Here is a 25,000-nt window from a genome sequence, read left to right on the forward strand (position 1 = left end):
CAGGGTGCGCTCCTACGGGCCAGCCCGGGCGACACGCCCTGATTCGTGAGTGAGCGTGATCATGTTCATCCAAGCCGACCTCTCCGCCAGCGTGGGCCATACCCCGCTGATCCGCCTGCGCCACGCCAGCGAGCTCACCGGCTGCGAGGTGCTGGCCAAGGCGGAGCTGCTCAACCCCGGCGGCTCGATCAAGGACCGCACCGCGCTGGGCCTGGTGCTGGACGCGGAACGGCGCGGCGAACTGCAGCCCGGCGGCACCATCGTGGAGGGCACCGCGGGCAACACCGGCATCGGCCTGGCGCTGATCGGCGCCAGCCGCGGCTACCGCACGGTGATCTTCATGCCGGAAACGCAGAGCGCGGAAAAGATCGCCGCGCTGCGCGTCACCGGCGCCGAGGTGCGGCTGGTGCCCGCCGTGCCGTACAAGGACCCCAACCACTACGCCCACCACGCGCGCCGCCACGCCGAGGCGCTGAACGCCGCGCGACCCGGCAGCGCCTGGTTCGCGAACCAGTTCGACAACACCGCGAACCGCGACTGGCACGCGGCCACCACCGGCGTGGAGATCTGGGAGCAGACCGGCGGCTACGTGGACGGTTTCGTCTGCGCCGCCGGCACCGGCGGCACGCTGGCCGGCGTGGGCCACGCGCTGAAGGCACGCCGGCCGCAGGTGCGCATCGCACTGGCCGATCCCGCCGGCTCGGCGCTGGCCAGCTACGTGCGCACCGGCGAGCTGGCCGCCAGCGGCAACTCGATCAGCGAGGGCATCGGCTCCAGCCGCGTCACCGCGAACTTCGACGGCGCGCCGATCGACCTGGCATGGTCGATTCCCGACGACGAATCCGTGCCGCTGGCGCACCGCCTGCTGCACGAGGAAGGCTGGTGCGTGGGCGGCTCCAGTGCCGTGAACATCGCCGGCGCGATCCGCCTCGCCCGCGCGCTGGGCCCCGGCCACACCATCGTCACCGTGCTCGCCGACGCCGGCACGCGCTACCAGGCCAAGCTGTTCAACCCCGCCTTCCTGCGCGGCAAGGGCATTCCGGTACCGGCGTGGCTGGAACAGGCATTTCCGGCCGAGACCCCGACCCGGCCGCAGGCGCGGGCGGAAGTCGCAGCACGCGCGTTTGCCAAGGCGCTCTGACGTACGCCTGTCCGCCGCTACGCGCAAGCCGGTGCCGCTTCATGCGCTTCCTGTTAGCGTGCGCGCATGAACGCCCCCACTTCCCCTGACCTGCGCGCCGCCCTGCGGCGCAACGGCTACGCCTTCGTCACTGCCGACGTCATGCGCGGCCTGCTCGACGCGGCCACGCTCGACGACTGGTCCGCGTTCGCGGCGAGCTGGAACGAGCTCGGCGACGACGCCTACCTCGCCGCACGCGGCCGCCATCGCCGGCGCCGCCACGCCGTGTTCGCCGCAGGCGCCGACGGCACGATCCACCACGAGCCGCACCAGCCGCACTACCAGAGCCTCGCCTACAACGCCTTGCAGGGCGACATCGAGCGCTGGTTCGAACCGGTCGCACCAGCCATCGCGGACGGTGCCAGCTTGCAACGCATTCTTGCGTTCTGCCGCGCCAGCTTCGGCGCGCTGGCGCCGGAGGTGCGGCAGTGGCGCATCGAGGCGCACCAGTTCCGCATCGAGGCACGCGCCGACGAGGCCGGCGAGCCCACGCCCGAGGGCGTGCACCGCGATGGCGTGGACTACGTGCTGGTGCTGCTGGTCGCCCGCGAGAACATCGAGCGCGGCACCACCACCATCCACGCCCCCGACGGCCGTGAACTGGGCCAGTTCACGCTTGCCCGTCCCTTCGACGCCGCCCTGGTGGACGACCACCGCGTGTTCCACGGCGTCACCCCGGTGATTCCCAAGGATCCCGGTCAAGCCGCGCACCGCGACGTGCTGGTGGTGACGTTCAAGGCCGGCTGATCCCGGGGAAGGGCCGGTGCCGCGCTACAATACGCGGTTCACCCTTGCCCGATCCGTGCCAATGTCCACCCATTCCGCCGAAACCCGTCGCCGCCGCACCTTCGCCATCGTCAGCCACCCTGACGCGGGCAAGACCACGCTGACCGAAAAGCTGCTGCTGTTCGGCGGCGCGATCCAGATGGCCGGCTCGGTGAAGGGCCGCAAGGCCGCCCGCCATGCCACCTCGGACTGGATGGCGCTGGAGAAGGAGCGCGGCATCTCGGTGACCTCGTCGGTGATGCAGTTCCCGTACGAGGGCAAGATCGTCAACCTGCTCGACACCCCCGGCCACGCGGACTTCTCCGAGGACACCTACCGCGTGCTCACCGCGGTGGACTCGGCGCTGATGGTGATCGACTGCGCCAAGGGCGTGGAGGAGCGCACGATCAAGCTGATGGAGGTGTGCCGCCTGCGCGACACGCCGATCATGACCTTCATCAACAAGCTCGACCGCGAGGGCAAGTCGCCGATCGAGCTGCTGGACGAAGTGGAATCCGTCCTCGGCATCGCCTGCGCGCCGCTGACCTGGCCGATCGGCATGGGCAAGCGGCTGAAGGGCGTGTACCACCTGCTGCTGGACGAGGTGCACCTGTTCGAGCAGGGCAGGAATTTCACGCGGCAGGATTCCACCATTTTCAAGGGCCTCGATTCGCCGGAATTGGAAGCCGCCCTCGGCGCCGAAGCGCTGGCCGAGCTGCGCGAGGAGCTGGAGCTGGTGCAGGGCGCCGCGCCCTCGTTCGACCTCGGCGACTACCTCGCCGGCAAGCTCACGCCGGTGTTCTTCGGTTCGGCGGTGAACAACTTCGGCGTGCAGCTGCTGCTGGACTTCTTCGTCGAGCACGCCCCCGCGCCGCGCCCGCGCGCCACCACGTCGCGCGAGGTGCAGCCGGAGGAGGAGAAACTCACCGGCTTCGTGTTCAAGATCCAGGCGAACATGGACCCGGCGCACCGCGATCGCGTGGCCTTCATGCGCGTGTGCTCGGGCACCTACGCCGCCGGCATGAAGATGATCCAGACGCGCACGAACAAGGAGGTGCGCATCGCCAACGCGCTCACCTTCATGGCCTCGGATCGCGAGATCGTGGAAACCGCCTACCCGGGCGACGTGATCGGCCTGCACAACCACGGCACGATTTCCATCGGCGATACCTTTACCGAAGGCGAGCCGGTGAGCTTCACCGGCATCCCCAACTTCGCGCCGGAACTGTTCCGCCGCGCGCGCCTGCGCGATCCGCTGAAGATGAAGGCATTGCAGAAGGGCCTGGCGCAGCTGTCCGAGGAAGGCGCCACGCAGTTCTTCCGCCCGCTGATGTCGAACGACCTGATCCTCGGCGCGGTCGGCGTGCTGCAGTTCGACGTGGTGGCCTACCGGCTCAAGGACGAGTACGGCGTGGACGCCGCGTTCGAGCCGGTGACCGTGGCCACTGCGCGCTGGGTGCACTGCGACGACGCGAAGAAGCTGGAGGAGTTCCGCGAGAAGAACGCGATGAACCTCGCCATCGACGGCGCCGGCGAGCTGGTCTACCTCGCGCCTTCGCGGGTGAACCTGCAACTGGCGCAGGAACGTTCGCCCGCGGTGCGCTTCTCCGCCACGCGCGAGCACGCGGCAGCCGTCGAGGTCTGACGCACGAACATCCTGCCCTGCTTTGCGGGGGAGAGTTGAGGAGGGGGCATCAACCCGCCCCTCCCGCCCATCTGCACGCAGGGGGAGAAGCTACAGGCGCCGCGCTGGTAACCTGCGCCTTTCCCACGGAAGCGCCGCCATGCCTGCTGCCGCCATCGCCTTCACCACTCCGCCTCTTGCGCCGCGCTGGCAACGCTGGCTGGTGTTCTCGCCCGGCGCACGCATCGTGTTCTTCGTCGTCACGATGGCGATCCTCAGCTTCGCCGCGCACGCCGTGTTCGCGTCGCTGGGATGGACGACCAAGGCGGCCGGCCCTATGCGCTTCGCACTGGCACTGCTGGCCATGGAACTGCTGCCGGCGCTGGTCACCTACGCGATCCTGGTGAAGGGTGTCGAACGGCGACCAGTCGGCGAACTGGCCTTGCGCGACGTGCCCACCCGCGGCCTGGGTGGTTTCGCCGCCGGCCTGGTGCTGTTCAGCGCGGTGGTCGGCGTGCTGTGGCTGGCTGGCAGCTACCACGTGCTTGGCACGAACCCGCGCGCGAACTGGCTGCCGCAGGTGCTGGTGGCCGGCGTCTGCGCGGGCATCGCCGAGGAGGTCGTCGTTCGCGGCGTGCTGTTTCGCATCGTCGAGGAAGGCCTGGGCAGCGGCTGGGCGCTGGTGATTTCGGCGCTGTTCTTCGGCGTCGCGCACATCTTCAACCCGGGCGCCACGCTGTGGAGTTCGGCCGCCATCGCCATCGAGGCGGGCGTGCTGCTGGCCTTGCTCTATCTCGTCACCCGCTCGCTGTGGGCCTGCATCGGCCTGCACGCAGGCTGGAACATTGCGCAGGGCACGATTTACGGCATCCCCGTTTCCGGCACTCGCGCCGACGGCTGGCTGGTGTCCACCCGCACCGGTCCGGACTGGCTCAGCGGCGGCGTGTTCGGTGCCGAGGCCTCGGTCGTGGCGCTGGCGTTGTGCTCACTGTGTTCGGTGGCACTGCTGGCCATGGCCTTGCGACGGCGCTCGCTCGTGCCGGCGGCCTGGCATCGCGCACGCTGACTGGCGCGACTTGCGTGGCGACACCCACATGTCGACGCGGGCGCAGAATACCTCCTCGCCCGTCACGCACGCTGACCTGCACCGGCCAGGCGTAACCGGCAGACGCTTCCAGCGCCGAGGCATCCGGCGTGGCGACGGCGTGCATGGTGCCGCGAGCCCTGGTGGGGTATTCCACCACCATGCCCCTCGGAATCCAGCGCATGTAGGCAGGAATCATGGCGGCGGTCATCATGCCCGCGCCCAGCTCGGCGCGATTGCACAATGTGATCGCGCGCACGGTGCCGATGTGGTTCTGCACACGGCGACGATCACGGATCGTGATCTCGCAGCGCCCCGGGCTCCAGCGTCACGAAGCGCGATGCGATGGTGGCGAAGTACGATGCCTTGAAGCGGATCAGCCGGCCGCAGAGCCAGCGACCGGCTACCGATCCGGAAAGCCGGCTCCAGAGTTTCAGCACTCACTCGTGCGTGTCCCTGCGCTCGACACGCGAACGGGACGACGTTCACCCCGTCCAACCATTCATGCGTTTGCCGTGCGTGACGCGACTCAGGCCGCGTCAGCCAGCTTCTTCCTGCGCTCGTCCGCGCGGGTCACCGCCGCGCCCAGCTCGGACGGATCGAAGTCGTCCACCGAGATGAATTCGAACACCGCTGCGTGCACCCGCTTCAGCAGGTCGTGTTCGGCCTGGCTGAGCACGCCGGCGGCCAATGCCTCGGCCAGCTGACCGTTGTAGTCGTGCGCCTTGAACTGGCCGGCCTTCAGGCCTTTCAGGAACTTGCGCTCCACCGGCTCGGCGGCGATCACGTCGGGCAACAACGCGTTCATGCGGCCCACCGTGTTGTTCGCCGTGGGCGTGAGGTACACCCATTCGGTGAGCCGGGCGCGAGCCTCGTTCGGCGCGGTGAGCAGCGCAGCCACGCGACGGCCCAGGCGATCGGACGGCGGCACCTCGCGGCGGCCCAGCGGGAACACCAGCGCGCGCAGCAGCAACGCCACCGGACGTACCGGGAAGTTGCGGATCGCACCGTCCAACGCGTTCTGGATCAGCCACATGCACTCGTGGAAGCCCCAGGCGAGGAAGGGGCGGTCCGCCTCCGGCCGGCCGGTGTCCTCGTAGCGCTTGAGCATCGCGCTGGCGATGTACAGGTAGCTCAGTACGTCGCCGAGGCGCGCGGAGAGCTTTTCCTTGAACTTCAGCTTGCCGCCCAGCACGCCCATGAAGGTGTCGGCGCACAGCGCCAGCGCCGCGGAGTAACGGTTGAGCTTGCGGTAGTAGCGTCGCGTGTAGGCGTCGCCCGCGGCCTCGCCCATGCGCCCGCCGGAGAGGCCCATGGCAAAGCTGCGCGCGGCATTGGAGAGGCCGAAGCCGATGTGGCCGAACAGCGCCTTGTCGAAACGGTGCAGCCGCTCGCGATAGTCGACGATGGACAGCGCATCCATTTCCTTCAGCACGTAGGGATGGCAGCGGATCGCGCCCTGGCCGAAGATCATCAGGCTGCGCGTCATGATGTTCGCGCCTTCCACCGTGATCGCAATCGGCACGCTGGACCAGCCGCGCCCGGCGTAGTTCTTCGGGCCGAGCTGCACCGCCTTGCCGCCGTGCACGTCCATGGTGTCGCCGGCCACCACGCGCGCCCACTCGGTGGCGTGGTACTTGGCGATGGCCGAGGGCACCGCCGGCTTCTCGCCCCGGTCCACCGCCGCCGCGGTGGCGCGCGACAACGCGGTGGTGGCGTAGGTGAGGCCGCCGATGCGGCCCAGCGCCTCTTCCACGCCTTCGAAGCGGGCGATGGCGAGGCCGAACTGCTTGCGCATGCGCGCGTAGGCGCCGGTGGCCGCGGCGGAGCCGCGCATCGCACCGGTGGCATTGGAAGGCAGCGAGATCGCGCGGCCCACCGACAGGCATTCCACCAGCATGCGCCAGCCGTGGCCGGCCATGTGCGGACCGCCGATCAGGGTGCTGAGCGGCGCGAACACGTCCTTGCCGTGGATCGGGCCGTTCTGGAACGGGATGTTGAGCGGGAAGTGGCGGCGACCGATCTCCAGCCCCGGCGTGGAGCGCGGCAGCAGCGCCAGAGTGATGCCGAGGTCGTCCTTGTCGCCCAGCAGGTGCTCGGGGTCGTACATGCGGAAGGCCAGCCCCACCACGGTGGCGATCGGCGCCAGCGTGATGTAGCGCTTGTCGAAGGTGAGCTTCACGCCCAGCGTCTCGACGCCGTCCAGCATCTGCTTGCAGACGATGCCGTAGTCGGGGATCGAGGTGGCGTCGGAGCCGGCATAGGGGCCGGTGAGCGCGAAACAGGGAATCTCCTCGCCCACCGCGAGGCGCGGCAGGTAGTAGTCCTTCTGCTCGTCCGAGCCGTAGTGCAGCAGCAGTTCCGCCGGCCCCAGCGAATTGGGTACCGCCACCGTGGATGCCACCGTGGCGGACATCGTCGACAGCTTCTGCAGCACCGCCGAATGCGCCAGCGCGGAGAACTGCAGGCCGCCGTACTGCTTCGGGATGATCATGCCGAAGAAGCGGTGCTTCTTGATGAAGTCCCAGATCTCCGGCGGCAGGTCGGCCAGTTCGTGGGTGATCTGCCAGTCGTCGATCATCGCGCAGAGTTCTTCCACCGGGCCGTCGAGGAAGGCCTGCTCTTCCACGCTCAGTTCGGGCTTCGGCTGCTTCAGCAGCTCGTCCCAATCCGGCTTGCCGGAGAACAGCTCGCCCTCGAAACCCACCGTGCCGGCTTCCAGCGCGGTCTGCTCGGTTTCCGACAGCTTCGGCGTGACCTTGGCGAACATCTTCAGCAGCGGCGCGGTGATCTTCCTGTGGCGGAAGTGGTCCATCAACAACGGCACCGCGATGCCCAGTTCGATGATCAGCAGGATGATCGCCGTCCAGTGGGCGCCAGTGAGCAGGCCCACGACCAGCGTGGCCAGCGGCGCGGCGATGGCGAAAGTGCGCAGGCTGCTGCGGTGGTAGGCGCAGGTGCCGCTCGCAATGAGCGCCGCCAGCAGGGTCAGTATCACGGCCATCTCGACATCCTCGTTGCGGTTATGCCTGTTGCATTCAGGCGATGCGCTTGCCCGTACGGGCATCCGCATCGTCCAGTGACTGGATGAAACTTGCGATCTCGCGGGTGAACGCGTCGTTGGCGTCGCCTGCCAGCATGTGGGTGGCGCCGGCTACCTGGACGTGGTGCGCGTGCGGCACCAGCTGCAGGAATTCGACGACGGTGGCGTGCGAGACCACGTCGCTGCGCTCGCCGGAGAGCAACAGCACCGGCACGTCCACCTGCCTGGCGGCGGCCAGCAGGCGCGGCTGGTAGCGCTCGCTTTCGGCGACCAGGTCGCCCGCCAGCAAGGCCGGGTCCCAGTGCCAGCGCAGGCGGCCATCGGTACCTTCGCGCAGCAGCGGACGCAGTTGTTCCTCGCTCTTGCGGCCGGCGCGGTGCGGCAGATAGGCAGCAATCTGTTCCGCGGCCTCGCCATAGCTGGCGAAACCGTCCGGATGCGCCTGCATGAAGGCGAGGATGCGCTCCACGCCGCGGGTCTCCCAGCGCGGCGTGATGTCCACCAGCACCAGCGCCCGAAACGGTGCCGGTCGCGTCTCGCCCGCCGTCACCAGGCCGAGCAGGCCGCCCATCGAGGCGCCCACCAGCACCGGCGGCCCGGGCTGTGCGCGGGCCAGCCCCAGCAGATCGTCGGCGAACTGCTGCATGTGGTAGCCGCCGCCCGGCAGGCGCCCGCTCTCGCCATGGCCGCGCGCGTCGAAGCTGACGCAGCGGCAACCCAGCGCCGCCAGTGCGGCCATTGCACCGCTCCAGGCACCGCGGGTCTGGCCGAAGCCATGCGCGAACAGCAGGGTCGGTGCGCCGCCGGCGTGACGCGTCTCCACGGCCAGGCACACGCCGTCCCCGGTATCGGCGAATTCGGTCCGGCTGACGGGCAATGGTGGCGCAGACCAATCCATACGGATGAGTATGGATTGCCTGCTCCGGCGTCGTCAACCCGCCCACTCCTCGCCATCGTGGATTACAAAGCCGGGCACAGCGGCTACCATACGGCCATGGATTCCAGCCCCAAACCGGAACGCACCCGCCTCACCGCGGAAGACTGGGAAGTTGCCGCCCTGCAGATGATCGCCGACCAAGGCGTGGGCGCACTGGCCGTCGAAGCCCTGGCCCGCCAACTGGGTGTCACCAAGGGCAGCTTCTACTGGCACTTCCGCACTCGCGAGGCCCTGTTGCAGGCGGCGCTGGAGCGCTGGGAGCAATACGGCGAGCGCGAGGTGCTGGGCCAGATCGAGCAGATCGCCGACCCGCGCCAGCGCCTGCCCGAACTGTTCCGCCGCGTGGCGCACGAACTGCAGCCGCACCGCGTCTACGCCGCCCTGCTGAAGGCGCTGGACCATCCACTGGTGGTGCCGGTGATGGCGCGCGTGTCGCAGCGGCGCACCGAGTTCCTCAATACCGCCTACCGCGAGGCCGGACTGCCGCCGCGCGAGGCGCTGAACCGTGCGCGGCTCACCTACGCCGCCTACGTCGGTTTCCTGCAATTGAACTTCACCCTGGGCCTGCCGCGCATCAACCACGAGGAGTTCGACGCCTACGTGGAGCACATGATCGCCACCCTGATACCCGCCTGATCCACCTTGGCAAGAGCTTGCGAAACGGCGCTGCGGCGCCGTTTCTGTTGCATGCAACCTTGCAATGCCAGTGCGTGCAAACTACGGTTCCTCCACCCTTTTTTCTGAAGACCAGTGAGGAACACGATGGCAAGCACCCTGGAAGCGCTCGAACGCTGGGTCAACGAGGTGGCGGCACTGACGCGCCCCGCGAAGGTCCACTGGTGCGACGGCTCCGAAGCCGAGTACCAGTCCCTGCTGCAGCAGATGCTGGCCGACGGCACCCTGATCGAGCTGAACCAGCAGACGCATCCGGGCTGCTACCTGCACCGCTCCAACCCGAAGGACGTGGCACGCGTGGAGCACCTCACCCTGGTCTGCCACCCGACCGAGGAAGACGCCGGCCCGAACAACCACTGGATGGACCCGGCCAAGGCGCACGCGAAGATGGACGCGCTGTTCGACGGCTGCATGGAAGGCCGCACCATGTACGTGATCCCGTACTGCATGGGCCCGATCGGTTCGCCGCTGTCGCGCTGCGGCGTGGAGATCACCGACAGCCCCTACGTGGTCGCCAACATGAAGATCATGACCCGCATGGGCAACGCGGCGCAGGAGCGCATCGAACGCGAAGGCGATTTCGTGCGCGGCCTGCATTCCACCGGCGAACTCGATCCGGAGCGCCGCTGGATCATGCACTTCCCCGCCGAGCGCACGATCAAGTCCTACGGCTCCGGCTACGGCGGCAACGCGCTGCTGGGCAAGAAGTGCCATGCCCTGCGCATCGCCAGCAACCAGGCCCGCGACGAAGGCTGGCTGGCCGAGCACATGCTGATCGTGGGCATCGAGAATCCGCAGGGCGAGACGCACTACATCGCCGCCGCCTTCCCCTCCGCCTGCGGCAAGACCAACCTGGCCATGCTGATTCCGCCCGAGGGCTACCGCAAGGACGGCTGGAAGGTGTGGACGGTGGGTGACGACATCTGCTGGATGCGCCCGGGTGCGGACGGCTGCCTCTACGCCATCAACCCGGAAGCCGGCTTCTTCGGCGTGGCGCCGGGCACCAGCAACGACACCAATCCGAACGCGCTCAAGAGCATTTCGCGCGACACCATCTTCACCAACGTCGCCGTCACCGCCGACAACCAGCCGTGGTGGGAAGGCCTGCCCGGCACGCCGGTCACCGACTGGCAAGGCCGCCCCTACGACCCGGCCAATGGCCCCGCCGCTCATCCGAACTCGCGCTTCACGGTCAGTGCGAAGCAGTGCCCCACCTGGTCGGAGAAGGCCGAGGACGTGCAGGGTGTACCGATCAGCGCCATCGTGTTCGGCGGCCGCCGCCCCTCGCTGCTGCCGCTGGTGATGGAAGCCCGCGACTGGACGCACGGCGTGCTGATGGGCGCCGCGATGGGTTCGGAAACCACTGCCGCGGCCACCGGCGCGGTGGGCGTGCTGCGTCGCGATTCGATGGCGATGAAGCCGTTCTGCGGCTATCACTATGGCGACTATTTCCAGCACTGGCTGTCGTTCGACCGACCCGGCGCGAAGCTGCCCAAGGTCTTCCACGTCAACTGGTTCCGCAAGGGCAAGGACGGCAAGTTCCTCTGGCCGGGCTTCGGCGAGAACCTGCGCGTGCTGGAGTGGATGATCGCGCGGGTGGAGGACAAGGCCCGCGGCCTGGAGACGCCGATCGGCATCCTGCCTGCCGCCGGCGAGCTGAAGCTCGACGGCCTGACCTTGCCCCCCGCCACGCTGGACGAGTTGCTTGCAGTCGACCAGGCCGGCTGGCAAGCCGAACTCGCCGCCATCGGCGACTATCTCGACGGCTTCACGCCACGCCTGCCCGCAGCCCTGCGGGCGGAACAGCAGCGCGTGGCCGAAGCGCTGGACACCGCACCACGCAAGGCCGCCACGGCCTGAGCGAAAGTCGTCGCCTCGGGCCCAGCCCGCGGCGATGCAAACCTTTTGGCCGACGCCGGCATCCAAGCTGGCAAGATGATCGCCGCCTGTCCAGCCACTGACCGATCGATGCCGCCAGCCCCCGTTGCCGCCGACGACGATACCGACGACGTGCACGCGGCGGCAGCCGGCGACCGCCACGCGTTCCAGCGGCTGTACCGCCGGCACGTCGATCGCATCTACGGTGCGCTGTGCCGGCTGGCCGGCTACGACCACGCCCGCGCCGAGGACCTCACCCAGGAAGCCTTCGTGCGCGCCTGGCAGAAACTGCCGGGCTTCCGTCACGAAAGCGCATTCGGCACCTGGCTCTACCGCCTGGCGATCAATGTGGCGCTGATGGAGATCCGCGCCCGTCGCGCCGACCCGGTCGGTTTCGTGGACGAGGAACAGCTGCCTGAACACGGCGAAACGCCGTTCTGCGCCGCCGAACGCGAGGAGTTGGAGCGGGCGATCGGCAAGCTGCCGCCACGCGCGCGCGCCGTGCTGGTACTGCACGACGTCGAGGGCTGGCGGCACGAGGAAATCGGCGACGAACTGGACATGGCTGTCGGCACATCCAAAGCGCAACTGCACCGCGCACGGCAACTGTTGCGCAGGGCCTTGGGAGAAACACCATGAACGAATTCGAATGGCGGCAGCAGATGCGCAAGCTGCACCAGCCGATCGCGCCGGGCCGCGACCTGTGGGGCGCGATCGACACGGCGCTGGTGGACCGCGACGACAGCGCGACCCCGGCGAGGGCTGCCCGCCACGCATCGCGCCAACTCCAACCCTGGCTGTTTGCCGCCGCGCTGGCCGGCGTGTTCCTGCTGGCCGGCGGTATCGGCCTGCGCCTGCATCGCCATGCCACTGCCGCGATGGATGGCGCCCCCGCATTGGCCAACACCTCCTGGAACCCGTCCGACCCGCGCCTCAGCGGGGCAGCGATCGAACTGGACGCGGCCCGCCTCGAACTGCAGCAAGCCATGCAGCAGTCTCCCCACTCACCCTCGCTGCAGCGCCTGCTGGCGCGCACCGAACAGCAACAGACACAACTGCGCCATCTCGTCCACGAGGCCGGCTGACCGACGCCAGGAACGACCATGAAAATCCTACGCCACACCCCACTCCTGCTGTGCCTGTGCGTCGGCCAGGCCCTGGCCGACACGCCGATCAACCTGCAGCACGCCGCCACGCCCACCGCACGCATCAGCGTGAGCAATGTCGCCGGCGAGGTGCACATCACCGCCTGGGACCGCCCGGTGGTGCAGGTGGGCGGCCAGCTCGGCGACGGCGCGAAGCCGCTGACGATCACCGGCAGCGATGGCAGCCTCTCGATCAACGTGCAAGCCCAGGGCGGCGGCGGCTGGTTCAACTGGGGCAACGACAGCCGCATGGGACCGACCATGCTGGACCTGCACGTGCCGCGCGGCGCCACGCTGGACGTGCATGTGGTCAGCGCGCCGCTGGTGGTCGACGGCATGGACGGGGGCGGCATCACCGTCAACACGGTGAGCGGACGCACACGCATCAACGCACGCACGCCCTCGCTCAATGTCGACAGCGTCAGCGGCAACATCGAACTGGCCGGGCACGCCGCGCAGGCCAGCCTACAGACGGTGAGCGGCGACATCCTCGCCCCCGTGCTCGGTGACCAGGCGAAACTGCAGACCATCTCCGGCCGGATCCAGGCCAGTGGCGGTCCGTGGCGCCAGTTCACGCTGAGCACGGTATCGGGTGACGTGCAGCTCATCGGCGGCCTTGCAGCGGACGGCAAGATCGGCATCGACAGCATGAGCGGCAATGTGCAGCTGCAGCTGCCCCCCGGCACATCCGCCACCGTGCATGCCAGCAGCTTCAGCGGCGATCTGCGCAGCGATTTCGGCACGGCGCAGAAATCCGAACACGGCCCTGGCAGCAAGCTCGACGCACGCCTCGGCAACGGCAGCGGCGTGATCGATGTCCAGACCTTCAGCGGCGACCTGCGCATCCGCAGCTGCGATCCTTGCGATCGTCCCTGATCGCGAAGATCAAACGGGCGGCCATCCATGGCCGCACTCCTCGAACGAAAACGCCGTCGCTGGGCGACGGCGTTTGCGCGGATGGGATCCGGGATCAGAGATCCTGGTGGTATTGCACGTAGGGGGTGCGCGACTGGTCCGGTTCGGGTCCCATCGGGGTGCTCGTCGACGAGCCCGACGACCACAGGTTCTGTGCGCCCACGCTCAGCGAACCCTGCCACGGCAGATGCCAGGTCACGCCGAGGTCGATGCTGTTCCAGCGGCGATCGGGACCGTAGCCGTTGCCCGGCACGCCAGCCAGCGGCTCCATGGTGCGGCCGATGATGCTGCCGCTGACCGGGCCGTGGTCGACGCCGAAGCTGATCGCCTTCTGGTCCAGCGTGCTGATGCCCAGCAGGTTGCCCGGCAGCAGGTGGATACGGCCCACGCTGGCGCCCACGTCGATGCCGCTCTTGCTGCCCAGCGCCAAACGCCCCTGCGCGTTGAACTGGGAGCTGCTGTCGAAACCGGAAAGGCCGTCGACGCTCGGCGTCACGCCGGGCAGCACGCGCGGCAGGCTGGGATTGCTGTTCGGCGTGCTGTTGGCACCCACGCTCAGGCCGAGGCTGTAGCGTCCGTCGTTGTAGGTGGCTCCCACTTCACTGCCGACCACCCGCAACGGACTGTTGATCCAGGAGTGCTGGCTGACATCGGCATGCGCCTGCCAGTTCGGCGTCAGGCCGTACTGCAGGCCGGTACTCAACACGCTGGCTGCATCGACGGCGTGGAAGGAAAACGGCGTGTCGCGCTGGGCCTGGGCACCGTTGCGGCTGTCCGCCTTCAGCACCAGCAGGCGGCCGTCCGTGCCACGCCACAACGGCACCACCAGGCCCGGCCGCACCTCGGTGACCTGCGCCGGCGGCTGCTTGAGCAGCTGCGCGGCCAGTTTGCCGTTGGCGTCGTCCACGCTCTGGCCGACCGCCGCGAACGGCAGCAGGCACAGCAGCAATGGAACAAGCAGGCGACGCATGGATACGCGGGTCCGATACAGTGGATATCAGCCGGAATTGGCAACACAAGTATATGGCATTTTACATTTAACTAACACCAGCACAAGCCCTCGGTACAGTAATCGATACCACGTTGTGACCGGCTTCTCGATAGACCGGCTTGCATCCTGCCGGGTTCCTGCTGGCGGTGGCATCGATTTGCAGGATATAAGGGGCGTCACGCCGCCTCCCGACCGTCGGGCCGACTCTTTACATGAATGCAGCCTCCACTCCACGCTCCACGCCCGTGCCCCCTCCGGCAGACGACCAGGCGGGTGTGCCTGCGGCGATCGAGCTGCTGCTGAAGGCCCACGACAACTCGAGCGTGCTGGAAATCTGCGGACGCATCCTGCAGGACTTCGGGATTGCCGGCCAGTTGCACTGGCGCCCGCTGGACACCGGCGACGCCGAGTCCGCCGGCTGGCGGCTCGATCTGGCGGAAGACACCCAGCGCCAGCATGCGCTCACGCTGAGTCGCGACGAGCCGATCGACGAGGCCAGCCACGACAAGCTCGCCTGGCTGGGCCGGCTCGCCGACACCCGCCTGCGCCAACTGGCCGAATCCAGCCGCCTGTACGAGGCGATCTCGCGGCTGGCGCTGGCCGAACGCCTGCAGCGTGCGCTCTACGCGATCGCCGAGCAGGCCAGCGCCGAACACGACATGCCCGCACTGATGCGCTCGCTGCACACCATCGTCAGCAGCCTGATGTACGCGGAAAACTTCTATATCGCGCTGTACGACCCCGCCGGCGACAGCGTGCGCTTCCCGTACTACGTCGACACCCTCGATACCGAGCCGCCAACGCCCGAACGCAACGTCCCGTTGCACGAGCTGCTGCACGGCATCACCTGGAACCTGCTGCGCCACGGCCGACCGCTGTTCGGCGCCACCGAGGAACTGATGCAGGAACTTGGTGCGCAGTTCCAGGTGCACGGTCCCCGCTGCGAACACTGCATCGGCGTGCCGCTGTTCCGCGCCGGGCAGGTCGTCGGCTGCATCGTGGTGCAGAGCTATCGCACCAATGTGCGCTACACCCGGCACGATCTCGATCTGCTCAGCTACGTGGCACAGCACGTACAGACGGCCATCGAGCGGCGCAGCGCCCACGTGGAGCTGGAGCGCCGGGTTGCCGACCGCACCACCGCGCTGCGCGAAGCGAACCGCGTGCTGCGCCAGCAGGTGCTGCAGCGCCAACGCGGCGAACGGCTGCAGGCGGCGCTGTTCCGCATTGCCGAGCTGGCCAGCACCACGGACAGCCTGGAGGATTTCTATCCCGCCGTGCACCGCGTGATCGGCGGCCTGCTGTACGCGCGCAACTTCTACATCGCGCTGAGCGACGAGGAAAACCAGCTGATCACCTTCCCCTATTCGGTGGACGAGGTGGACAGCGAGCGCCCGCCGCGCAGCCACGGCAGCGGCACCACCGAATACGTGCAGCGCACCGGCCGGCCGCTGCTGGCCGACGCGGCGACGATCGACCGCCTGTTCGCCAGCGGCGAGATCACCCACTTCGGCGCGCGCTCCGTATGCTGGCTCGGCGTGCCGTTGATCTGGGGCGACAAGGTACGCGGCGTGCTCGCGGTGCAGAGCTACTCCCCCGAGCACACCTATACCGAACGCGATCAGGAGCTGCTCACCTTCGTCAGCTACCATGTCGCGAACGCGCTGCAACGCAAGCATGCCGACGCCACGCTCAAGCAGGCCTACGCCAGCCTCGAGCGCCGCGTGGTCGAGCGCACGCGTGCGCTGGGCCTGGCCAACCGCGACCTGCGCGAGCAGATCGCCGAGCGCGAGCGCATCGAGCGCCGGCTGAAGTACGAGACCCTGCACGATTCGCTCACCGGACTGCCCAACCGCACCCTGCTGCTGCAGCGGCTGGAACAGGCGATGCAGCGCTACCACGCGCACCCGAACGAGCAGTTCGCCGTGCTGTTCATCGACCTCGACCGCTTCAAGGTGATCAACGACTCGGTCGGCCACCTGGTCGGCGACGACCTGCTGTTCCAGGTCGGCGGCCGCATCCGCGCCTGCCTGAAGACCCGCGACGTGGTGGCACGGCTGGGTGGCGACGAGTTCGCCGTGCTGCTGGAACACGTGCCCGATGCCGCCGCCGCGCGGCGGATCGCCGAGCACGTGCTGAGCGAGCTGCAGGCGCCGTTCCGGCTGGGTGCGCGCGAGATCTTCACTTCCGCCTCGATCGGCATAGCGATGGCCTCCACCCACTATCGCCAGCCCGAGGAGCTGCTGCGCGACGCCGATTCCGCGATGTACCACGCCAAGGACGGCGGCCGCCATCGCGCCTCGCTGTTCGACGATCGCCTGCGTCGCGAGGCACTGTCGCTGCTGCGCATGGAAAGCGATCTGCGCCACGCGCTGACCCGCCGCGAGTTCGTGCCGTTCTACCAGCCGATCGTGTCGCTGACCGACGGCCACGTTGCAGGCTACGAGGCGCTGCTGCGCTGGAACCACCCCGAGCGCGGCCTGCTGCTGCCGCAGGATTTCCTGCTGATCGCCGAGGACACTGGTTGCGCCGAGGCGATCGACTGGCTGATCTTCGAACAGGTCTGCGCCCAGGTCACGCAGCTGGTCGGCGACAAGGGCACCGTCAGCATCAACGTCTCCGGCCTGCATTTCCGCTACGCCGATTTCGACAGCCGCCTGCTGGCGCTGCTGGAAAAGCATCGCGTGCCGCCGTCCAGCATCCGCATCGAGGTGATCGAGCGCACCCTGCTGGACAACCCCACCCAGGTGAAGCAGATGCTGGAGAACCTGCGCCACCAGGGCGTGGGCATCGCACTCGACGACTTCGGCACCGGCTACTCCTCGTTGAGCTACCTGCACCAGTACCCGTTCGACACGCTGAAGGTCGACCGTTCCTTCGTCACCGAGCTCGGCGCCGGCCGCAAGGGCCAGGGCACGGCGGTGATACGCGCGATCCAGGTGCTGGCCGACTCGCTGGGCATGCAGGTGATCGCCGAAGGCATCGAGGAGGCCGAACAGCGGCAGGCCCTGCTCGACGTGGGCTGCCGCTACGGCCAGGGCTTCCTGTTCGCGCAGCCGCAGGCGGCCGAGTACTGGCTGCGCCCGGAACACCGGTTGCCGTAGGAGCGGCTTCAGCCGCGACAGGACGGGCGAATCGCGGCTGAAGCCGCTCCTACGGCGCGTTCATGCCGTGCCGGAGGCGCCGGCTGCACCCGCATCGCGCAGCAGGTGCTCCGCGTCGACCCGGTCGAACTCGTAGTGCTGCGCGCAGAACTCGCAGTTCACCTCGATGCGGCCATCCTGCGCCTCCAGCGTCGCCTCGACCTCGTCGCGCCCCAGCGAGCGCAGCATCGCCGTCACCCGCTCGCGGCTGCAGCTGCAGCCGAACGCCAGCGGCCGCGGCTCGAACAGGCGCACGGATTCCTCGTGGTACAGGCGGTACAGCAGTTGCTCCGGCGCAGCGGCCAGCATCTCCGCCGCGCCCAGCGTGGCGGTGAGGTGCATCACCCGCGCCCATGCATCCTCGTCCTGCACTGCGCCGTGGCCGCCCTCGTCGGGCAGCTTCTGCAGCATCAGGCCCACCGCATGTTCGCCGTCGGCGGCCAGCACCAGGCGCGCGGGCAATTGCTCGGACTGGGCGAAATAGTTTTCCAGCACGCCCGCCAGATCCGCGGCGCGCAGCTCCACCAGGCCCTGGTAGCGCTGGCCACGCTCCACATTGCCGATGGTGATCGCCATCACCGCCTGCGGCAGTTCCTGTAGCGACAACGGCTGCGGCAACGGCGGCTCCCAGCGCGCCAGTCCGCGCAGGCGGCCCCGGTCGGTGCACTCGGCGAACAGCAGGCGCAGCGCACCGGCGCTCTTCAGCTGCACCGACAGCTCGCCGTCGAGCTTGATGTTGGCGGTCAGCAGCGCGCTGGCCGCGAGCGCCTCGCCGAGCAGCTCGCGCAAGGCGGCCGGATAATCCGCACGACCGGCCACTTCGCGCCATGCCGGCCCCAGCCGCACCAGCGCGCCGCGCACGCCGGCGCGTTCGAGCAGGAAGCGATGCAACACATCTTCGACAAGTACGGTTTCCACGCAAACACCTCGCAAGCCAATCCCGACAGATGGGGGCGGATGGCCCTCGCGCAATGCTCGCATCCTATACTGCCGCGGTTTCCCGCCATCTGCCTGCCATGCTCCGTCGCCCGTTCTTTCGCCGCCTGCTGCGCTGGGTCGCGTTCGCCGCACTGGCCTGGCTGGCGCTCACCTGGCTGGCCGTGCTGGTGCTGCGCTTCGTCCCACCCGTCACTTCGGCGGTGATGCTGGAACGGCACATCGGCGCGTGGGTGCACGGCGAGCGCGATTTCCACCTGCGCCAGCATTGGGTGCCATGGTCGCAGGTGTCGCCCTGGGCGCCGCTGGCGATGGTGGCCGGCGAGGATCAGAAGTTTCCCTACCATCACGGCTTCGACTTCGACTCCATCCACGAAGCGATCGATGCAGCCGACGACGGCGCGCGCCTGCGTGGCGCCAGCACGATCAGCCAGCAGACCGCGAAGAACCTGTTCCTGTGGAACGGCCGCAGCTTCGTGCGCAAGGGGCTGGAGGCGTATTTCACCGTGCTGCTCGAACTGACCTGGCCGAAGCGGCGGATCCTCGAGGTGTACATGAACATCGCCGAGCTGGGCGATGGCATCTACGGCGTGGGTGCGGCCAGCGAGATCTATTTCCACGAACCCCCTTCGCGCCTCACGCCCGCGCAGGCGGCCCGGCTGGCCGCGGTGTTGCCCAGCCCGCGCCGGATGCACGCCGACCGCCCCAGCGCCTACGTGCTGCGCCGCGCGGACTGGATCGAGCGGCAGATGCGCCAGCTTGGCGGGCCGTCCTACATCGGGGACCGCCGCTGAGGACCCGGCTTTTCCGATCATCCACGATCGCGGGAATCAAACGGGCGGCCATCCCTGGCGGCGCTTCACGATCCGGCTACACCGGCCGCGGGCGCCGGCGCTAGACTGGCTCCCGCCCCGTCCGCGGGTTCAACCGGAGATCCAGGCATGCGTCAGGTCAGGCATCTGCTGGAAGGCAAGGGTGGCAGCCTCTACACCATCGCGCCGGACGCGCCCGTGCTGGAGGCGATCAAGCTGATGGCGGAACACCGCATCGGCGCCCTGCTGGTGATGCGCGGCGAGCAGCTGCTGGGCGTGGTGTCTGAACGCGACTACGCACGCAAGGTGATCCTGCAGGGACGCTCCTCGGCGCAGACCGCGGTGGCCGACATCATGCGCGGCGATCCGCTCACGGTGGGACCGCAGACCGACGTGCTCGACTGCATGCGCCTGTGCACCGACAGCCGCGTGCGCCACCTGCCGGTGCTCGAGGACGGCAAGGTGGTGGGCATCATCTCGATCGGCGATCTGGTGAAGGCGGTGATCGACGCCCAGGCCGAGCAGATCGAGCATCTGGAGCGCTACATCACCGGCTGAATCGCGTTTGCCGGACAGGGCGGCGACAGGCGCGGTCAGGCCGACGTCGCGGCCCCGGTTCGCGTCGCCGGTTCGTCCGGCGCCAGATCGGGCGACCAACCCGCCCGGCGCGACACCCAGGTAGCCAGCATCGCCACGCCGGTGCCAGCCAACGCCAACCCGGTCACGCCCACGCCCAGCATGCGCAAGCCGCTCACCGCGCTGGTCACCACCAGGTCGCCGAAGCGCCACACCGTGGTTTCGACGAAGTTCTTGCCCTTGTAGCGCGTCTCGCGCTGCACCCGCGTGTACAGCGCATCCACTGCCGGCTTGGTCATGCCATAGGCGAAGCCGCGCGTGACCACCATCATCAAGGCCAGCAGCGGCACGCCATAGCCGGCAACCACCACCGCACGATGGCCGCCGATCGCCACCATCAGCAACAACGCCACATTCACCACTGCCGGCAACACCAGCCCCCAGCCCGCGCCGCGACGGATCAGCAACCAGCGCGTCAACGTGAGCTGCAGCACCGCGCCAAGCGTGTTCGTGGCCAGATCCAGGTTGTTGTAGAACGCCGTGCGTGCCACCGCGTCGACAAAATGCGCCTTGGCGTAATCCGCCACCAACGCATAAGCCAGCGTACCGATGCCGTCGCCGAACAACATCAGCAAGGCCATGTAACGCAGGAACGGACGCGACCACAGCTCTTTGACCCCGGCCCACAGCGAGCCGCCAACCGCCTCATCGCCCCGGCTGCCCGGCTGGCGGTCATGCCGCGTGGAGAGCCGCAGCAGCAATGCCAGCGCCAGCGCCAACGCCAGCGCCGAGACCACCAGCAGCGGCGCCACTCCGATCAGCCGCACCAGCAGCTTGGTCACCAGCGGGCCGAAGACCGCACCAGCCATGCCGCTGAGTGCGATCAGCGAAAACACCCGCCGTGCCTGTCCGCTGGAGAAGATGTCGGCCATGAAACTCCAGAACAGCGACACCACGAACAGGTTGAACACGCTGGCCCAGACGAAGAACACCACGCCCAGCTCGCGCGCACCGATGCGGTCCTGCGCCACGAATGCCGGCACGAACGCGAGCAGGCACAGGATGAAAAAGCTGTAGCTCCAGCCGAGCAATTGCCTGCGTCGGAAGCGCGCCACCAGCATGCCGAACAGCGGCGTCAGCAGCAGCATCACCACGAACACCGCGCCGTAGAACAACGGCAGCGACTGCGAGCCGACCGCGCCGCTCAGCTGGCCCATGACCGGCCGGATGATGTAGTACGACGTCATCACGAAGAAGAACGCCAGCGCCGACAACGCGGGTTCGGCGCCCTCACGGATCGCGGCGACACGGATGGAACTCACGGGGACATCCAGCACGGGCAAAACCCGGAGGACTGCAAGGCTAGCATGTGCAGCCACATTGTCCCTCGGTGCAAAGTGCCGGAGAATCGGGGCTTCCGCGCGGCCGCCAGACACCCGCCTGCGGCGCATTCCATCCCCGACGTTTCCGCGTCATCCAGCCTTGCCGAAGTACATGCCGTTTCGACACCTGCCCCTCGCTCTCGCCTGCGCCATCGGACTGGCCTGCACCGGCCTCCACGCGGCACCGGCCGACGGCGGCGACAGTCTGCCCCCGGCCAGCGCGCACATCGCCTCGGCCGAACTGCCAGCCGAACGCGTCAAGGCCTCGCTCGCCGACTACCAGCGCTGGCTGGACGAACTCGACGCGCGCCACGGCGTCGCCGGCATGGCCACGGCGGTGGTCGTCGACGACAAGGTGGTGTTCGAGCACACCCTGGGCTACGCCGACGCGAGCAAGCAGACGCCGGTCACGCCGGACACCGTGTTCCGGCTGGCCTCGCTCTCCAAGGCCTTCGCCACCGCGGTCACCGGCCTGCTGGTGGACAGCGGCAAGCTGCGCTGGGACATGAAGCTGGTCGACGTGCTGCCCTACTTCAAGCTCAAGGACATGCAGTCCGCCGACCAGGCCACCGTGGCCGACATCCTCGGCCAGCGGCTGGGCCTGCCGCACAACACCTACGACAACCTGCTCGAAGGTGACGTGCCCTACCAGGAACTGGTGCGCAAGCTGGACGAGGTGGACAACACCTGTCCCGCCGGCCAGTGCTACAGCTACCAGAACGTCGCCTTCAGCATGATCGGCGACGTGCTGTTCGCACGCACCGGCAACTTCTACGACCGCCTGGTCGACCAGCGCATCTTCCATCCGCTGGGCATGGAGACCGCCAGCTACGGGCGATCCGGGCTGGAGTCCAGCAAGAGCTGGGCGCACCCGCATCATCCCGGCAGCGGCCACAGCTGGATCCCGTTCGAGCCCAGCGAGACCTATTACCGCCTGGCGCCGGCCGCCGGCGTCAACGCCAGCATCCGCGACATGGAGCAATGGCTGATCGCGCAGATGGGCGGCCGCCAGGACGTGCTGCCCACCTCGCTGCTCGACGTGCTGCACGCACCCGCCGTGAACACGCCGACCGAGCTGCGCGCCACGCCGTGGCGGCGCGCGCGGCTCACGGCCGCCCATTACGCACTGGGCTGGCGCGTCTACACCTACGGCGGCGAGACACTGATCTTCCACGCCGGCGCCGTGGCCGGTTACCGCACCATGATCGGCTTCTTTCCGAAGTACCACGCCGGCGTGGTCACCCTGTGGAACTCCACCGGACCGATGCCCAGCGGGCTGATGCCGATGGTGTTCGACAGCCTGCTCGGCCTGCCCCATGTGGACTGGGCGGGCGTGGAAAGCCCCGAGCCGGCCAAGGCGGCGCCCGCCAAGACACGACCTTCCCGCAAGGCGCGTGCACGCCGCCGCCACTGAATCCGGCATCATCGATCCCGCCAAACGAAGACGGCGCATGCATGGCATGCGCCGTCTTCGTCTGCGTGGACCGCAGGGTTGATCAACGCCCGGTGCTGAACTCGATCTTCTGCTGTTTGGTGCTCGCCACCGCGGTGCCGTCCCGCATCGCGGGCTTGAAGCGGTAGCGGCTCACCGCCTCCGTCGCAGCGCGGTCGAACACGTGGCGCGGCTGCGCGTCGACCACGTGCACATCCGAGGTGCGGCCTTCCGGCGTGATCGTGAAGCCGACCACCACCCAGCCACTCTGGCCCGAACGCAGGGCCGCGGTGGGATAGTTCGCAATTATCTTGTTCAACTGCACGGCGTCGGTGGTCTCGACACTGGCGACCGCGGCAGCCGGAGCTGGCGGCGCCTTCTCCTGCGCCGCGGCCTGTTGCTGCTGTTCGAGCCGCTGCTGCTTGGCCTTGGCAGCCTGTTCGGCGGCCAGCTGCGCTTGCTGCTGTTCGGCCTGTTTCGCCGCTTCCTGCTTCTCGGTGGCGGCCTTCTGCGCGGCAAGCTGCGCAGCCTTCTGCTGGTCCTGCGCCTGCTGTTGCTGCTGGCTGGCCAGCTTGCGCTGGGCATCGAGCTTGGAACGCAGGATGGTCAGCGTGTAGTTCGCCGGGTCGGCCTTGGCCAGCAGGTCGATCTCGCGCTGCGCCTCGTTGAGGTCGCGCGAGTTGACCGCCTGCTCGGCATCCGAGGCGGCATAAGGGAAGGTCTCGCGCAAGGCACTGGTCGCCACCGGATTGTCCGGCTGCTTGGCGAGCACGCGCAGGTAGAACTCGAACGCGTTGTTGCCGGCGGGCGCCAGCAGGCGCTGATCCTTCAGGGCCTTGCTGGCCTCGGCCAGCAACTGGTTGACGTCCATCGCCTGCACGTTGGCCGGCGCGGCTTCGGCCTGCGACTTCGCCGCCGCGGACACGGCCGGCACGCCACCGGAGTCCAGTCGCATCTGCTGCTGGTAGGGTCGGATGATCAGCAACCACGCCGCGGCGGCTAGCGCCGCAATGATGGCAACGATGGCGATGGCAACGGGCCGGACGGCCCCGCGCACGCGACGGTGCGCGATATACGTGTATCGGGTATCCATGGTCTCTCACCGAGTGTCGACAGATACCCGCGCTTTTTCCCCCTGTGCATCCAGGAGCGGCGAGTCCCCTGACTACGTCGCGGCGCGGATATGCGAAAGGTAACCGCATTGCGCCGGGCGGGCAAATCGCACGGACTTTCGTTCCGAGTCGTGATGCGTTCCGCTACGGCGAGGCGGGCGCCGTGCTGGCCACGCCGGACCGGACAGCTCGACAACGGCGGTTTCCGGTTCCACAAACGAAACGTCCCGGCAGGGCCGGGACGAAGTTTCCGAATCGATCTCCCCGCGCTGGGCACCGCGGGGAGACAAATCGATGATGCCTGTTGTGTGGTGCTTACTTCTTGGCGGTCTTGCTGGTCTTGCTGGTCTTGACGGCCTTCACCACCTTGGCGGCGGCAGGCTTCTTGGCAGCGGCCTTCTTCGCCGCCGGCTTCTTGGCGACCTTCTTCGCCGTGGTCTTCTTCGCAGCCGCCGGCTTCTTGGCGGCAGCCTTCTTCGCCGCCGGCTTGCGGGCGGTCTTCTTCGCAGCAGCCTTCTTGACAGCCGGCTTCTTCGCGGCGGTCTTCTTGGCAGTGGTCTTCTTGGCGGCCTTCTTGGCAGCCGGCTTCTTCGCAGCGGATTTCTTGGCAGTGGCCATGGTTCGTCTTAGCTCCTCATCGGTTGGCAGTGGTTGCCCAGTAAAAGCGTGAAGGAACGCCTCGACCAGCAAATCGCTGTTGGTGGCGTGCCTCAAATTCTTCACCTGACGTTCGGTGCGCAGGTCGGACAGCGTTCGCAATACGTGGAGCGGAATCGAAACGGTGATCTTGCGTACCGCATTCGCCTTTTCACCGTGCTCCACATAAGGCTTGATGTATTTCGGTGTTGCCATGTTGCCGTTCCCCGTGAACTTGGGCGAAAGCTATTCCGTAAGATTTCAGCTGTCAATGGATTTTGATCGGCAAATCAATCCGTTTCGTCAAAGGGCGAACGCCATCCATGCAGCCGACGCCGGAAACCCAATGCCGCCACTTTTCACGTTTGGATGTATAGACATCCAAACGATTATTTGCACGAAACCATCCATTTCTTGTGGAAAGCGCCTGAAACAAGGGATTTCCTGTTTACGGAAGAAGCATTGCCGCAGATACGGGCAAGTATCACCGCAATGCGTCGACACGCAACGTGGATACCCCATCGAGGCGTTCCCGGCAGATGAACGGGACGCGACCGGATTCTCCGCGGAATGACCCCGACCGGGGCGCTTTGCCGCCCGCACGAGCACCGAAGACACGTCTCCGGCACCTCGCCGCAGCAACCGCAGCGACAGGAATCACCCGCCGAGTGACGCCGGCAAGTGCACCGATCACGACGATGGCGGCCGCGCCACCGGTCTCTTCAGCACCACAA

The 25,000-nt window shown here is 68.0% G+C and carries 21 protein-coding genes and 1 pseudogene; 13 read left to right on the forward strand and 9 right to left on the reverse strand.

What is annotated here, in order from left to right; genetic code table 11:
* Positions 1-61: 61 nt before the first annotated feature.
* From ABQJ54_RS06255 to ABQJ54_RS06270, 4 genes are all read left to right on the forward strand, one after another.
* Positions 62-1,141, forward strand: a complete 1,080-nt coding sequence (locus ABQJ54_RS06255) for a cysteine synthase A (RefSeq protein WP_367853388.1) — start codon at positions 62-64, stop codon at positions 1,139-1,141.
* A 66-nt stretch (positions 1,142-1,207) separates the two neighbouring features.
* Positions 1,208-1,927, forward strand: a complete 720-nt coding sequence (locus ABQJ54_RS06260; protein ID WP_367853389.1) for a 2OG-Fe dioxygenase family protein — start codon at positions 1,208-1,210, stop codon at positions 1,925-1,927.
* Positions 1,928-1,988: 61 nt separating this feature from the next.
* A complete protein-coding gene (locus ABQJ54_RS06265; protein ID WP_367853390.1) occupies positions 1,989-3,590 on the forward strand; it encodes a peptide chain release factor 3 in 1,602 nt (533 codons plus the stop codon).
* Between the two features lie 139 nt (positions 3,591-3,729).
* The gene (locus tag ABQJ54_RS06270) at positions 3,730-4,635 is read left to right on the forward strand and encodes a CPBP family intramembrane glutamic endopeptidase (RefSeq protein ID WP_367853391.1); all 906 of its coding nucleotides are present in this window, start codon (positions 3,730-3,732) and stop codon (positions 4,633-4,635) included.
* Positions 4,636-4,747: 112 nt separating this feature from the next.
* On the opposite strand, the pseudogene ABQJ54_RS06275 reads toward ABQJ54_RS06270, so the two are convergent.
* From ABQJ54_RS06275 to ABQJ54_RS06290, 4 genes and pseudogenes are all read right to left on the reverse strand, one after another.
* Positions 4,748-4,933: pseudogene (locus ABQJ54_RS06275) on the reverse strand (DUF4442 domain-containing protein); the annotation flags it as partial.
* Positions 4,934-4,943: 10 nt separating this feature from the next.
* The gene (locus ABQJ54_RS06280) at positions 4,944-5,093 is read right to left on the reverse strand and encodes a hotdog family protein (RefSeq protein ID WP_367853392.1); all 150 of its coding nucleotides are present in this window, start codon (positions 5,091-5,093) and stop codon (positions 4,944-4,946) included.
* 89 nt (positions 5,094-5,182) lie between these two features.
* A complete protein-coding gene (locus ABQJ54_RS06285; RefSeq protein WP_367853393.1) occupies positions 5,183-7,657 on the reverse strand; it encodes an acyl-CoA dehydrogenase in 2,475 nt (824 codons plus the stop codon).
* A gap of 34 nt (positions 7,658-7,691) precedes the next feature.
* On the reverse strand, positions 7,692-8,594 hold the full coding sequence (locus ABQJ54_RS06290) for an alpha/beta fold hydrolase (protein WP_367853394.1): 903 nt from the start codon (positions 8,592-8,594) through the stop codon (positions 7,692-7,694).
* Between the two features lie 96 nt (positions 8,595-8,690).
* On the opposite strand from ABQJ54_RS06290, the gene ABQJ54_RS06295 reads away from it, so the two are divergent.
* The 5 genes from ABQJ54_RS06295 (at position 8,691) to ABQJ54_RS06315 (ending at position 13,207) form a co-directional block, all read left to right on the forward strand.
* Positions 8,691-9,269 carry a TetR/AcrR family transcriptional regulator gene (locus ABQJ54_RS06295; RefSeq protein WP_367853395.1) on the forward strand — a complete coding sequence of 193 codons (579 nt, stop codon included), beginning with the start codon at positions 8,691-8,693 and terminating at the stop codon, positions 9,267-9,269.
* Between the two features lie 126 nt (positions 9,270-9,395).
* Positions 9,396-11,168, forward strand: coding sequence for a phosphoenolpyruvate carboxykinase (GTP) (locus tag ABQJ54_RS06300; RefSeq protein WP_367853396.1), 1,773 nt, complete (start codon positions 9,396-9,398; stop codon positions 11,166-11,168).
* Between the two features lie 108 nt (positions 11,169-11,276).
* Positions 11,277-11,825, forward strand: coding sequence for an RNA polymerase sigma factor (locus ABQJ54_RS06305; RefSeq protein ID WP_367853397.1), 549 nt, complete (start codon positions 11,277-11,279; stop codon positions 11,823-11,825).
* Positions 11,822-12,271 (forward strand): hypothetical protein, encoded by a 450-nt coding sequence (locus ABQJ54_RS06310; RefSeq protein ID WP_367853398.1) that lies wholly within the window; start codon positions 11,822-11,824, stop codon positions 12,269-12,271. The genes ABQJ54_RS06305 and ABQJ54_RS06310 overlap by 4 nt, the downstream gene beginning before the upstream one ends.
* Positions 12,272-12,289: 18 nt before the next feature.
* The gene (locus ABQJ54_RS06315; protein ID WP_367853399.1) at positions 12,290-13,207 is read left to right on the forward strand and encodes a DUF4097 family beta strand repeat-containing protein; all 918 of its coding nucleotides are present in this window, start codon (positions 12,290-12,292) and stop codon (positions 13,205-13,207) included.
* A gap of 94 nt (positions 13,208-13,301) precedes the next feature.
* On the opposite strand, the gene ABQJ54_RS06320 is transcribed toward ABQJ54_RS06315, so the two are convergent.
* Entirely contained in the window at positions 13,302-14,216 is a 915-nt protein-coding gene (locus ABQJ54_RS06320; RefSeq protein ID WP_367853400.1) for a hypothetical protein, read from the reverse strand.
* A gap of 233 nt (positions 14,217-14,449) precedes the next feature.
* On the opposite strand from ABQJ54_RS06320, the gene ABQJ54_RS06325 reads away from it, so the two are divergent.
* A complete protein-coding gene (locus tag ABQJ54_RS06325; protein WP_367853401.1) occupies positions 14,450-17,341 on the forward strand; it encodes a bifunctional diguanylate cyclase/phosphodiesterase in 2,892 nt (963 codons plus the stop codon).
* Positions 17,342-17,401: 60 nt separating this feature from the next.
* Here ABQJ54_RS06325 and hslO read toward each other — a convergent pair whose 3' ends face one another.
* Entirely contained in the window at positions 17,402-18,298 is an 897-nt protein-coding gene (gene hslO, locus ABQJ54_RS06330) for an Hsp33 family molecular chaperone HslO (RefSeq protein ID WP_367853402.1), read from the reverse strand.
* A 98-nt stretch (positions 18,299-18,396) separates the two neighbouring features.
* Between hslO and mtgA the strand changes: the two genes are divergently transcribed.
* Complete coding sequence (gene mtgA, locus ABQJ54_RS06335) at positions 18,397-19,110, forward strand: monofunctional biosynthetic peptidoglycan transglycosylase (RefSeq protein ID WP_367853403.1); 714 nt, start codon at positions 18,397-18,399, stop codon at positions 19,108-19,110.
* Positions 19,111-19,257: 147 nt separating this feature from the next.
* Positions 19,258-19,686 (forward strand): CBS domain-containing protein, encoded by a 429-nt coding sequence (locus ABQJ54_RS06340; protein ID WP_367853404.1) that lies wholly within the window; start codon positions 19,258-19,260, stop codon positions 19,684-19,686.
* Between the two features lie 35 nt (positions 19,687-19,721).
* On the opposite strand, the gene ABQJ54_RS06345 is transcribed toward ABQJ54_RS06340, so the two are convergent.
* Complete coding sequence (locus ABQJ54_RS06345; RefSeq protein WP_367853405.1) at positions 19,722-21,026, reverse strand: NTP/NDP exchange transporter; 1,305 nt, start codon at positions 21,024-21,026, stop codon at positions 19,722-19,724.
* 172 nt (positions 21,027-21,198) lie between these two features.
* Between ABQJ54_RS06345 and ABQJ54_RS06350 the strand changes: the two genes are divergently transcribed.
* Complete coding sequence (locus ABQJ54_RS06350) at positions 21,199-22,500, forward strand: serine hydrolase domain-containing protein (protein WP_367853406.1); 1,302 nt, start codon at positions 21,199-21,201, stop codon at positions 22,498-22,500.
* Between the two features lie 82 nt (positions 22,501-22,582).
* On the opposite strand, the gene ABQJ54_RS06355 is transcribed toward ABQJ54_RS06350, so the two are convergent.
* Both ABQJ54_RS06355 and metJ read right to left on the reverse strand, forming a co-directional pair.
* Positions 22,583-23,611, reverse strand: a complete 1,029-nt coding sequence (locus ABQJ54_RS06355) for an energy transducer TonB (protein WP_367853407.1) — start codon at positions 23,609-23,611, stop codon at positions 22,583-22,585.
* 334 nt (positions 23,612-23,945) lie between these two features.
* Positions 23,946-24,482, reverse strand: coding sequence for a met regulon transcriptional regulator MetJ (gene metJ / locus ABQJ54_RS06360; RefSeq protein WP_367853408.1), 537 nt, complete (start codon positions 24,480-24,482; stop codon positions 23,946-23,948).
* Positions 24,483-25,000 lie beyond the last annotated feature (518 nt).

This window comes from Rhodanobacter lycopersici, from assembly GCF_040812335.1.
Lineage (GTDB): Bacteria > Pseudomonadota > Gammaproteobacteria > Xanthomonadales > Rhodanobacteraceae > Rhodanobacter_A > Rhodanobacter_A lycopersici.